11 protein-coding genes and 1 pseudogene are annotated in these 11,492 nt (G+C 65.7%); 9 read left to right on the top strand and 3 right to left on the bottom strand.

Translation table 11 applies throughout. The features are described 5' to 3' along the window. Nucleotides 1-193 precede the first annotated feature (193 nt). The 8 genes from urtA to ACCD11_RS01870 all read left to right on the top strand — a co-directional run bounded on the left by urtA (nt 194) and on the right by ACCD11_RS01870 (nt 7,241). Complete coding sequence (urtA, locus tag ACCD11_RS01905; protein WP_056592157.1) at nt 194-1,459, top strand: urea ABC transporter substrate-binding protein; 1,266 nt, start codon at nt 194-196, stop codon at nt 1,457-1,459. Between the two features lie 85 nt (nt 1,460-1,544). Further along, a complete protein-coding gene (gene urtB / locus ACCD11_RS01900; protein ID WP_413312036.1) occupies nt 1,545-2,459 on the top strand; it encodes an urea ABC transporter permease subunit UrtB in 915 nt (304 codons plus the stop codon). A gap of 28 nt (nt 2,460-2,487) precedes the next feature. Next, nucleotides 2,488-3,678: an urea ABC transporter permease subunit UrtC gene (urtC, locus tag ACCD11_RS01895; protein WP_413312034.1), complete on the top strand. Its 1,191-nt coding sequence runs from the start codon at nt 2,488-2,490 to the stop codon at nt 3,676-3,678. An 18-nt stretch (nt 3,679-3,696) separates the two neighbouring features. Further along, the gene (gene urtD / locus ACCD11_RS01890) at nt 3,697-4,440 is read left to right on the top strand and encodes an urea ABC transporter ATP-binding protein UrtD (protein ID WP_413312033.1); all 744 of its coding nucleotides are present in this window, start codon (nt 3,697-3,699) and stop codon (nt 4,438-4,440) included. A 1-nt stretch (nt 4,441) separates the two neighbouring features. Then, a complete protein-coding gene (gene urtE, locus ACCD11_RS01885; RefSeq protein WP_007834953.1) occupies nt 4,442-5,143 on the top strand; it encodes an urea ABC transporter ATP-binding subunit UrtE in 702 nt (233 codons plus the stop codon). Between the two features lie 36 nt (nt 5,144-5,179). Beyond that, nucleotides 5,180-6,412, top strand: a complete 1,233-nt coding sequence (gene fmdA, locus ACCD11_RS01880; RefSeq protein WP_413312031.1) for a formamidase — start codon at nt 5,180-5,182, stop codon at nt 6,410-6,412. An 8-nt stretch (nt 6,413-6,420) separates the two neighbouring features. After that, on the top strand, nt 6,421-6,762 hold the full coding sequence (locus tag ACCD11_RS01875; protein WP_007834949.1) for a zinc ribbon domain-containing protein: 342 nt from the start codon (nt 6,421-6,423) through the stop codon (nt 6,760-6,762). 128 nt (nt 6,763-6,890) lie between these two features. Further along, nucleotides 6,891-7,241 (top strand): hypothetical protein, encoded by a 351-nt coding sequence (locus ACCD11_RS01870; RefSeq protein ID WP_056521981.1) that lies wholly within the window; start codon nt 6,891-6,893, stop codon nt 7,239-7,241. A 91-nt stretch (nt 7,242-7,332) separates the two neighbouring features. Here ACCD11_RS01870 and ACCD11_RS01865 read toward each other — a convergent pair. Both ACCD11_RS01865 and ACCD11_RS01860 read right to left on the bottom strand, forming a co-directional pair. Next, a pseudogene (locus tag ACCD11_RS01865) lies at nt 7,333-7,539 on the bottom strand (RraA family protein); the annotation flags it as partial. Next, entirely contained in the window at nt 7,529-7,804 is a 276-nt protein-coding gene (locus ACCD11_RS01860; RefSeq protein WP_413312226.1) for a hypothetical protein, read from the bottom strand. The pseudogene ACCD11_RS01865 and the gene ACCD11_RS01860, both read right to left, overlap by 11 nt. On the opposite strand from ACCD11_RS01860, the gene ACCD11_RS01855 reads away from it, so the two are divergent. Beyond that, complete coding sequence (locus ACCD11_RS01855; protein ID WP_413312028.1) at nt 7,797-9,092, top strand: aspartate carbamoyltransferase; 1,296 nt, start codon at nt 7,797-7,799, stop codon at nt 9,090-9,092. The two genes, ACCD11_RS01860 and ACCD11_RS01855, sit on opposite strands and share 8 nt — an antisense overlap. A 42-nt stretch (nt 9,093-9,134) precedes the next feature. Here ACCD11_RS01855 and bglX read toward each other — a convergent pair whose 3' ends face one another. Continuing rightward, nucleotides 9,135-11,438 carry a beta-glucosidase BglX gene (bglX, locus tag ACCD11_RS01850; RefSeq protein ID WP_413312027.1) on the bottom strand — a complete coding sequence of 768 codons (2,304 nt, stop codon included), beginning with the start codon at nt 11,436-11,438 and terminating at the stop codon, nt 9,135-9,137. Nucleotides 11,439-11,492: the final 54 nt, after the last annotated feature.

The raw sequence follows: 11,492 nt of genomic DNA, 5'->3' as shown, positions 1-11,492 counted from the left end.
CTCCCTGGTTGCATTGCCGCCAATGTCGTGCCTTCGAGTCTGCAGGCAGGGCGCCTGCGCACCGCTACGTTGAATGACGTATTCGCGAGTACGCAGGTGATTTCTAAAGTGCCAGCCATGGTGCTCGGGGCACCGTCCGATGCACTGTGATGGTGCGCGGCCCACTTTCCAACAACCTGCCTGGAGTTTCCTGATGTCGCGTGATTCCGATCTTTCTCTCGATGCCCTGGCATTGCGCCGCCGCCGTCTGCTGCAGGGCGCCGCCGCGTTGCCCGTGTTGGGCCTGAGCGGCCTCAGCTTCGGCCAAGGACAGTTCCCCACGGCCAAGGTGAACACCACCAAGCTCGCTGTGACCGACACCGAGGTGACGGTGGGCCAGCTGCACTCGTCTTCCGGCACCATGGCCATTTCGGAGACCGGCTCCATCCAGGCCGAGCAGCTCGCCATCGACCAGATCAACGCGATGGGCGGCATCCTCGGCCGCAAGATCAAGGTCATCAAGGAAGACGGCGCCTCCGACTGGCCGACCTTTGCAGAGAAGTCGAAGAAGCTGCTCGTCAACGACCACTGCGCCGCCGTGTTCGGCTGCTGGACCAGCGCCTCGCGCAAGGCCGTGCTGCCGGTGTTCGAGAAAGAGAACGGCCTGCTGTACTACCCGACCTTCTACGAAGGCCTGGAGCAGAGCAAGAACGTGATCTACACCGGCCAGGAAGCCACGCAGCAGATCATCTGGGGCCTGGACTGGGGCGCGAAGGAGAAGAAGGCCAAGACCTTCTTCCTCGTGGGCTCCGACTACATCTGGCCGCGCACCTCGATGAAGATCGCGCGCAAGCACATCGAGAATTTCCAGAAGGGTTCGGTCAAGGGCGAGGAGTACTACCCGCTGGGCCACACCAACTTCAACTCGCTGATCAACAAGATCAAGGTGGCAAAGCCCGACTGCATCTTCGCGGCGGTGGTGGGCGGCTCGAACGTGGCTTTCTACAAGCAGTTGAAGGCCGCGGGCATCACCGGCGACAAGCAGTTCCTGCTGACGCTGGCCGTGACGGAAGACGAAATGACCGGCGTGGGTGGCGAGAACTTCGCGGGCTTCTACTCGTCGATGAAGTACTTCCAGTCGCTGGACAACGCGAACAACAAGAAGTTCGTGGAAGCCTTCAAGGCGAAGTACGGCAAGGATGCGGTGATCGGCGACGTGACGCAGGCGGGCTACCTCGGGCCGTGGCTGTGGAAGGCGGCGGTGGAGAAGGCCGGCAGCTTCGACGTGGACAAGGTGGTGGCGGGCTCGCCGGGCATCGAGCTGAAGACGGCGCCCGAGGGGTACGTGAAGCTGGATGCGAACCACCACCTGTGGAGCAAGGCGCGCATCGGGCAGGGGCAGCTCGATGGCACGTTCAAGGTGGTGGCGGAGTCGGCTGAGCTGATCAAGCCGGATCCGTTCCCGAAGGGCTACCAGTAAGCCAGCAAGCAGGCCGTCGGCCCTCACCCCAACCCTCTCCCGCTGGCGGGAGAGGGGGCAACTCCAACATTCCGGACTTCCCGCCATGACTCTGTCGGACATGATGAACATCGGCCTCATGCAGGGCTTCGCGGGGCTGAGCCTCTTCGCGGTGCTGCTGCTGATGGGGCTGGGCCTGGCGATCATCTTCGGCCAGATGGGCGTGATCAACATGGCGCATGGCGAGTTCATGACCATCGGCGCCTACTCGATCTACCTGGCCGCGCGCGTCACCGAAAGCCTGGCGCCCGAGTTCATGCCGTACTACTTCCCGATCGCCATCGGGCTGGCCTTCGTCTTCGCCTTCATCGTCGGCTGGATCGTGGAGTGGGTGCTCATCCGCCACCTCTACAAGCGACCGCTCGACACGCTGCTCGCCACCTGGGGCGTAAGCCTGGGCCTGCAGCAGATTTTCCGCACCTTCATCGGCCCGAAGGAAGTAAGCCCGACGCTGCCCGAATGGCTCATGGGCTCGTGGACGCCGCATGAAGGCCTCGACATTCCCATCAACGGGCTGTTCGTGCTGGCGCTCACAGCACTGGTCACCGGCGGCGTGCTGATCGCGCTGCACAAGAGCCGCTGGGGCCTGCGGGTGCGTGCCACGGTGGCCAATCGCGTGATGGCCAACGCCACCGGCATCGACACGAAGAGGACCGACCGCCTGACCTTCGCCATCGGCTGCGGCATCGCGGGCATGGCGGGCGCGGCCTTCACCACCATCGGCTCGACAGGGCCGACCTCGGGCTCGCTCTACATCGTCGACGCCTTCCTGGTCGTCACCTTCGGTGGGGCGGCCAGCCTGTTCGGCACGGTGGTCTCGGCCTTCGGCATTGCGCAGACGCAGTCGATCTCCGAGTTCTTCATGACCGGCTCGATGGCCAAGGTGCTGACGCTGTCGCTGATCGTCTTCATCCTGATGCTGCGGCCACAAGGGCTATTTGCAGTCAAGGTTCGCCGCTGAATCCGATTCCCTCCTGGAGAACGTTCCGATGAATTTCATCAAGGCCTCGATCCAGCGCTACCAGCTCGGCAGCCTGTTGCTACTGGTCCTGCTGCTCGCGGTGGTGCTGCCGCTGTCGCTCGACATCTTCCGCCTCAACCTCGTGGGCAAATACCTCACCTACGCCTTCGTGGCCGTGGGCCTCGTGATGGTGTGGGGCTACGGCGGCGTGCTCAGCCTGGGGCAGGGCGTTTTCTTCGGCATCGGCGGCTATGCGATGGCGATGTTCCTCAAGCTGGAGGCGTCCGACCCGGTCTCCACCAAGATCCAGACCACGCCCGGCATTCCGGACTTCATGGACTGGAACCAGATCACCGAGCTGCCCACGCTGTGGCTGCCCTTCAAGAGTCTGCCGCTGAGTCTCGCGCTGGTGGTGCTGGCGCCGATGGCGCTGGCCTGGCTCATCAGCTTCGCGATGTTCAAGCGGCGCGTGGGCGGCGTGTACTTCGCGATCATCACGCAGGCGGTGGCGCTCATCTGCACCGTGCTCATCATCGGCCAGCAGGGCTATACGGGCGGCGTGAACGGCATGACCGACCTGAAGACGATGCTGGGTTGGGACACGCGCACAGACGGCGCCAAGTACGTGCTGTATTACGTCTGCGTCGGCCTCCTGGTGGCGAGCATCATGCTCTGCCGCTGGGTGCAGACCAGCAAGCTCGGCACGCTGCTGCTGGCCATGCGCGACAAGGAAGACCGGGTGCGCTTCTCGGGCTACGACGTGTCGAACTTCAAGGTCTTCATCTTCTGCCTGGCGGCCGCGCTTTCGGGCATCGGTGGCGCGATGTTCGCGCTGCAGGTGGGTTTCATGTCGCCGAGTTTCGTGGGCATCGTGCCTTCGATCGAGATGGTGATCTTCTGTGCGGTGGGCGGGCGCATGAGCCTGGTGGGCGCGGTGTATGGCGCGCTGCTGGTGAATGCGGGCAAGACGCTGTTCTCGGAGAGCTTTCCTGATCTGTGGCTGTTCCTGATGGCGGCGCTCTTCATCGGCGTGACCATGGCCTTCCCGATGGGGCTCGCGGGTTTGTGGGAAGAAAAGATCCGGCCATGGTGGAAATCGCGCCGCCAAGCCTTGCGCGATGCGGAAGTCAAACGACCAGCGGCCGCAGCACCCGTGGTGCCCACAGCCACACCATCCGAACCCACGCTGCCCGACGGCGTCGGCAGCCAGCGCGCCTGAACCCGGAGCCACACCCTCATGAGCAACACCGACTTCGCGCTCGCCGTGGAAGACCTCACCGTGTCCTTCGATGGCTTCAAGGCCATCGACGACCTCACGCTGTACATCGACCGCAACGAGCTGCGCGTGATCATCGGCCCCAACGGAGCCGGCAAGACCACGCTGCTCGACCTGATCTGCGGCAAGACGCGCGCGAGCGCCGGCAGCATCAAGTTCAACAACACCGAGCTCACGAAGATGGCCGAACACAAGCGCGTGCGGCTGGGTATCGGGCGCAAGTTCCAGACGCCGTCGATCTACGAGAACCTCTCGGTGTTCCAGAACCTGGAGGTCTCATTCCCGAAGGGCCGCTCGGTGTTCGGTGCGCTGGCTTTCAGGTGCGACGACGAGGTCAAGAACAAGGTGCAGGCCATTGCCGAGGACATCGGTCTTGCCGACAAGCTCGACGCCGAGGCCGGCCTGCTGAGCCACGGCCAGAAGCAGTGGCTCGAGATCGGCATGCTGCTGATGCAGGAGCCGGAGCTGTTGATGCTCGACGAGCCCATCGCCGGCATGAGCGCGCGCGAACGTGAACTCACGGCCGAGCTGCTCAAGCGCATCTGCCAGAACCGCGCAGTGATCGTCATCGAGCATGACATGGCCTTCGTGAAGCAGATCGCGCACAAGGTCACCGTGATGCATCAGGGAAAGATCCTTGCCGAGGGGCCGATGGAGAAGGTGCAGGCTGATCCGAAGGTCATCGACGTCTACCTGGGCCACTGACATGAGCAACATCAACCTGAAGGTCGAAGACCTGCACGTCGCCTACGGCCAGAGCGAGGCGCTGCATGGCATCTCGTTCGAGGGCCATGCCAACGAAACCATCGCCATCATGGGCCGCAACGGCATGGGCAAGACCACGCTCTTCAAGGGCCTGATGGGCGTGCTGCCGCTGAAGAGCGGGCGCATCGAGGTGGCGGGGCAGGACGTGTCGCGCGACGAGAGCTTCCGCCGCGTCGCCAAGGGCATCGCCTACGTGCCGCAAGGCCGCATGATCTTCCCGACGCTGACGGTGGAAGAGAACATCCAGACCGGCCTGGAAAACTCGAAGACCCGCCGAATCCCCGAGGAAATCTACGCGCTGTTCCCCGTGCTGTGGGACATGAAGACCCGCAAGGGCGGCAACCTCTCCGGCGGCCAGCAGCAGCAACTTGCGATTGCGCGCGCCCTCGTCACCGACCCCAAGGTGCTGCTGCTCGACGAGCCCACCGAAGGTATCCAGCCTTCGATCATCAAGGATATCGCCAAGGCGCTCAACGAGATCCGCAAGCTGCGCGGCATCACCATCGTCGTGTCCGAGCAGGTGCTCAGTTTCGCGATGGACGTGGCCGACAGGCTCTTCGTCATCGAAGGCGGCCGGTTCGTGCACGAGACCGCGCGCGACAAGACAGATGTCGACCACATCAAGGCCTATCTCTCCGTTTGACCTGACCGCAACCAACCCAACCAGGAGCCACTGCACATGACTGACACGCTGATCAAGGTCGACCTGACCAAGTCGCCCGTCGAGAACGAGAACATCCACAATCGCTGGCATCCGGACATTCCGATGGCCTGCTGGGTCAACCCGGGCGACGACTTCATCCTCGAGACTTTCGACTGGACCGGCGGCTTCATCAAGAACAACGACAGCGCCGACGACGTGCGCGACATCGACCTGAGCACCGTGCACTACCTCTCGGGCCCCGTGGGCGTGAAGGGCGCGGAGCCCGGCGACCTGCTGGTGGTCGATCTGCTCGACATCGGCGCCAAGCAGGACAGCCTCTGGGGCTTCAACGGTTTCTTCTCGAAGAAGAACGGCGGCGGCTTCCTGACCGACCACTTCCCCGAGGCGCAGAAATCGATCTGGGACTTCAAGGGCATGTTCACCAGTTCACGCCACGTTCCGGGCGTGAACTTCGCGGGGCTGATCCACCCCGGCCTGATCGGCTGCCTGCCCGACAAGCCCATGCTCGACATGTGGAACGAGCGCGAGAAGGCCCTTATCGCCACCGATCCGGAACGTGTGCCCGGCCTCGCGAACCCGCCGTTTGCGGGCACTGCCCACATGGGAAAGATGACCGGTGAAGCCCGCGCCAAGGCAGCCGCCGAAGGCGCGCGCACCGTGCCGCCGCGCGAGCACGGCGGCAACTGCGACATCAAGGATTTGTCGCGCGGTTCGAAGGTGTTCTTCCCCGTGTACGTCGATGGCGCCGGCCTGAGCGTGGGCGATCTGCATTTCAGCCAGGGCGACGGCGAGATCACCTTCTGCGGCGCCATCGAGATGGCTGGCTGGGTGCACATGAAGGTCACGCTCATCAAGGGCGGCATGGCCAAGTACGGCATCAAGAACCCGATCTTCAAGCCCAGCCCGATCACGCCGCAGTACAACGACTACCTGATCTTCGAAGGCATCTCGGTCGACGAGAGCGGCAAGCAGCACTACCTCGACGTGAACGTGGCCTACCGCCAGGCCTGCCTGAACGCCATCGAGTACTTGAAGAAGTTCGGCTACTCGGGCGCGCAGGCCTATTCGATCCTGGGCACGGCGCCGGTTCAGGGCCACATCAGCGGGGTGGTCGACGTGCCCAACTCGTGCGCCACGCTGTGGCTGCCCACGGGCATCTTCGACTTCGACATCAACCCGAACGCCTCGGGCCCGGTGAAGTTCATCGACGGCAGCATCGACATGCCGCTGTCGCACGACCTGCGCTGAAGCAAGCCATGCCGACCTACGACTACGCCTGCGGGCAGTGCGGCGGCTTCGAGGCGTTGCGGCCCTCAGGCCTGCGCGACGAGGCGGCTGCGTGCCCCGATTGCGGATGCGCTTCGCCGCGCGTGCTGTCGGCCGCGCCGCGGCTCGCACTGATGGCCTCGGGCACGCGCCGCGCCATGGAAACCAACGAGCGCGCGCGGCACGAGCCGGGCAACTCGCGCGACTACGCGCGCTTCAAGCATCCGGCGGGGTGCGGCTGCTGCGGCTCGGGCAAACGAAGTGCGACGGTGACGGCGCCGAGCGGGGCCAAGTCTGCGCCGTCGCGGCGACCGTGGATGATCAGCCACTGACGACCGGCTGTTTTCAAGGGTTCGATTGTTTCAATCCTGTGAACGCCGTGGTTCCTTTTGCCGGTGTTTTTCGAGGCTTTTCAGGATCAAACTTCTCCTCACCAACCAACCATCTGAAGGAGATTGAAATGAATGCCTCGAAGATCCTCGCTGCTGCTGCTCTCTCGCTCCTGGCCGCTGCCGGAGCCCATGCAGAAACCTACGACGGCGTGCACGTCGTGAACTCTTCTGTCACCCGCGCCGAAGTCGCACCGCAGGCCGCTGCCGCCGCACGCGCCGGCAACGAGTACGCCGATGCCTCCAGCGCTGGCGCACAGACCTTCACGTCGACCGCCAACCGCGCGACCGTGCAAGCCGAAGCCGTTGCCAAGGCTCACGATCCGCTCGCCAGCCTTGATCGCCGCGCGTTCTACCGCGACGAAGTGCCGCAAGCCTACAAGAAGCCCAGCGTGTCGTTCACGCGCCAGGCAGGCCTGTAAGCCGAACTGGCAAGCATGAAGAACGGGCCTTCGGGCCTTTTCTTCGTGTTCGCTTCGTGTAGTCCGCGTTATCGGCTGATGACGCCCGACCCTAGAGGGTCTCGTTTTCCTTGAGAACGCTCGCGTTGCGCAGCGCGGAGTTCAGCCATTTGGCAGCCGTGTTGCCATTCTTGATGGCCTCGATGCGCGCAGCCTCGTCCTCGACCTTCTTCGCCGCCGCCTGAAGAAGCGTCTCCACCTTCTCCCGCTCGACGACGACCACGCCATCCGCATCGCCGATGACGAGGTCACCGGGGGGCGGTGCGACAACGCCAGTCCCACGCTGGCGCGCGCATCGTCGAGCTGGCGGTGAAGACATGCGATTTCACTTCGAGGGCGAGCCAGCACGAGGTGGCGCCGGCGAACCCGCCGCGCGGTTCGGGTTCGACGCTGCGGCAGCGCTCGCAGCGCCAGGTGGCGAAGAAGCCCGCGAGGAAGACCCGTAGGTAGCCAAAACGGCGGGCGCTTGTTCGTTTTGCTTTGAAAATATACGCATTGAGTATATGCTTGTGGCCCATGAACATGCCGCAACAGGTGCTCCTCCGCGACGCGATGCGTCAACTCAACATGACGCGCGACGCCTTTGCCGAACGCATCGGCAGCCGCAGACGGGCGCTCGACGCCTGGCTGCTACCCGACGAGTCCAATGAATTCCGGGCCATGCCCGAAGTGGCCCGGCGCTTCGTGAGCGAAATCCTGGCTTCGGACGGGCGTCGCGCGGAATATACGCAAAGCGCATATGAAAGCGCCTTGCGAAGGTCGCTTGCCATTGAAGGCTCGCACCACCTGCTCTCGGTCAACCAGTTCAACCGCGACGCCATCGACGAGCTGTTCCAGCTGGCTGACGTCATGCAGCCCATCGCGCGGCGGCGCAAGGTCAGCCGCGTGCTCGAAGGCGCCGTGCTGGCCAATCTTTTCTTCGAGGCCAGCACGCGCACGCGTGTGAGCTTCGGCGCGGCGTTTTGCCGGCTGGGCGGTTCGGTGTGCGACACCACCGGCTTCACCTTCTCGTCCATGGCCAAGGGCGAATCGATCTACGACACCAGCCGAGTGATCAGCGGCTATGTCGACGCCATCGTGGTGCGGCATCCGGAGCAGGGCTCGGTCGCCGAATTCGCGCGCGCCACCAACGTGCCGGTCATCAACGGCGGCGACGGACCGGGCGAGCACCCGAGCCAGGCGCTGCTAGACCTGTACACCATCCAGCGCGAGTTCTCGCGTCTGGGGAAGCTGGTGGACGGTGCGCACATCGCCATGGTCGGCGACCTGAAATACGGGCGCACCGTGCACTCGCTCATCAAGCTGCTCGCGCTGTACAAGGGGCTGAAGTTCACGCTCATCTCGCCGCCCTCGCTCGCCATGCCGGCGGAAATCGTGGACGCCGTGAGCCGCAACGGCCACGCGGTCGAGACCGCGGCCGCGCCGGCGCAGGCGCTGGCCGGCGCCGACATCATCTACGCCACGCGCATCCAGAAGGAGCGCTTCGCGCACGACGAAGTGCTGGAGGGCTTCGACAACGCCTTCGAGATCAACCGCGCACTCGTCGAATCGGCCTGCAAGCCAGACGTGGTCGTGATGCACCCGCTGCCGCGCGACGGCCGCCCGGGCTCGCACGACCTCAGCGTCGACCTCAACAACGACCCGCGCCTGGCCATCTTCCGCCAGACCGACAACGGGATTCCCGTGCGCATGGCGATCTTCGCCACGCTGCTGGGCGTGGAAAAGCTCGTGAGCCGCTCGATGCGCGACGCCGCCTGGACGCCGCCCTCGCACATCGGGCCGGACGACAGCATGTTCCACGGGCTCGACTGAAACTGCCGCAGGGCGCACCGCCCCTGACGGGCGTCGACGGCTTCATTCCCGCGTGAGAGCGAACTGCTTGCGAATGCCGCCCGCAGCCGAAGGCCCCACCCAGAGATCGAAATCGCCGGGCTCCACGGCCGGCTTCATGTCGCGGCCGACGAATGCCAGGTCGTTGGCCGTGAGCGCGAACTCGACGACCGTCGATGCGCCGGGCGCAATGTCGACCTTGCGGAATTCCTTGAGCTCGCGCACGGGCCGGGTCACGCTGGCGGCGCGCTGGGCGATGTAGAGCTGCACCACTTCCTCGGCCTCGCGCTGGCCGGTGTTGCTGACGGTGGCGCGCACGCGCAGCGTGCCCGACAGCGGCAGGCGCTCCGAACTCAGCTCCACGCCGTCGTAGTGCACCGGTGCATAGCCGATGCCGAAGCCGAAGGGGTAGAGCGCCTCGTTGGTCGCGTCCAGGTAGCGGGTCCTGAAGGCCGTGCCCGGTGCGTTCTCGGGCGAGGGGCGGCCGGTGCGCTTGTGGCCGTAGTAGTAGGGCACCTGTCCCGCCGTCTGCGGAAAGCTCACGGGCAGGCGGCCCGAGGGATTGAAGTCGCCGAACACCACGTCGGCGATCGCGTTGCCGGTCTGCACGCCCAGGAACCATGTGACGAGGATGGCGCGCGCATCGCGCACCGCACCCTTGAGCGCCATCGCGCGGCCGTTGCTCAGCAGCACGACCACCGGCTTGCCGGTGGCGGCCACGGCTTCGGCCAGGTCCTGCTGCGCCTGCGGCAGGCCGATGTCGGCGCGCGAGCGCGCCTCGCCCGACATCTTCTGGCTCTCGCCGATGGCCAGCAGCACCACGTCCGCATCGCGCGCGGCGGCCACCGCGGCGTCGATGCCACCGGGCAACGCCGACTCGATGCCCGAGCCGCGCACGACGTTCACCGACGAATCGGCCCCCAGTGCCGCGCGCAGACCCTGGTCGACGCCCACCGGCGCCGACTGGCCCGGGGACAGGCTCCAGGCGCCCATCAGGTCGACAGTGCCCTCGGCGAAGGGGCCGATCAGCGCGATCTTCGTGCCGGCCTTGGACAGCGGCAGCAGCGCGCGCTCGTTCTTCAGCATCACGATGGAGCGGCGCGCGCTCTCGCGGGCCAGCGCGATGAACTCGGGGTTCTCTGTGCGTTGCGCGGCAGGCGGGCCGTCGAGGCCGCGCATGGGGTCGTCGAACAGGCCGAGCTTCTGCTTTACGCGCAGCACGCGCCGCACCGCGTCGTCGAGCCGCGCCATCGGCACTTCGCCCGACGCTACCAGGTCGGGCAGGTAGCGCGCGTACAGGCCGCTCTGCATGCTCACGTCGGTGCCGGCCATGAAGGCCTGTCTGGCCGCTTCGCGCGGGTTGGCGGCGTAGCCGTGCTCCACCAGTTCCTCGTCGGCCGTGTAGTCGGACACCACGAAGCCCTTGAACTTCCATTCGTCGCGCAGCACGCCCGTGAGCAGCGCGGGATTGGCGGTGGAAGGCACGCCGCCGATCTCGTTGAAGGCGCTCATGATCGACAGCGCGCCCGCGTCCAGTGCCGCGCGGAAGGGCGGCAGGTACACCTCGCGCAGCGTGCGCTCGGAGATGTCGCTCACGCTGTAGTCGAGTCCGCCCTCGGCCGCGCCATAGGCCGCGAAGTGCTTGGGCGTGGCCAGCATGGCGTCGGGCCGAGAGAGGTCGGGGCCCTGGAAGCCGCGCACGCGCGCGGCGGCAAACTGCCTGGAAAGGTACGCGTCTTCGCCCGCGCCTTCGAGGCCGCGGCCCCAGCGCGCGTCGCGCGCGACGTCGACCATCGGCGCGAAGGTCCAGCGGAAGCCGTCGGCCGTGGCTTCGATCGCCGCGGCGCGCGCGGTGCGCTCGGCGAGCGCGGGCTCCCAGCTCGACGCCTCGGCCAGCGGCATCGGGAACATGGTGCGAAAGCCGTGGATCACGTCCGCACCGAAGATCAGCGGAATGCCCAGGCGCGACTCGTTCACCGCCATCTGCTGTAGCCGCCGCTTGCCTTCGAGGCCCGCGTTGTTGAACAGGCCGGTGAGGCGGCCGGCGCGCACGTCGGCGGCTTCCTGCTGCACGTTGCGCGAGCCGGCCTGCGGGTTGTTGGGGGTGTCGATATCGGCCGGGCCGTAGAGGCTCAGCTGGCCGGCCTTCTCCTGCACCGTCATGCGGGCGATGAGCGATTCGATGCGGGCCTCGGCGGCGTCGGGCGAGCGGGAGGGTTGAAGGTCCTTGGAAACGGACGCCGCAGTGGCGGGAGGAAGCAGGGCGGGGAAGGAGAGTGCGGAAAGGAGGAAAACGAGGGCGGGAACCGCGGCTTTTCGAACGTGCATGGCCCTCTATTCTGCAGACAATGCACGCCGGCCCCGGCCAGCGGGTTTCCGCCC

The sequence above is a fragment of the Variovorax sp. Varisp36 genome, from assembly GCF_047304235.1.
Lineage (GTDB): Bacteria > Pseudomonadota > Gammaproteobacteria > Burkholderiales > Burkholderiaceae_C > Variovorax.
Note: the sequence above shows the minus strand (reverse complement) of the source record. Positions and strands in the feature narration are given on the sequence as shown.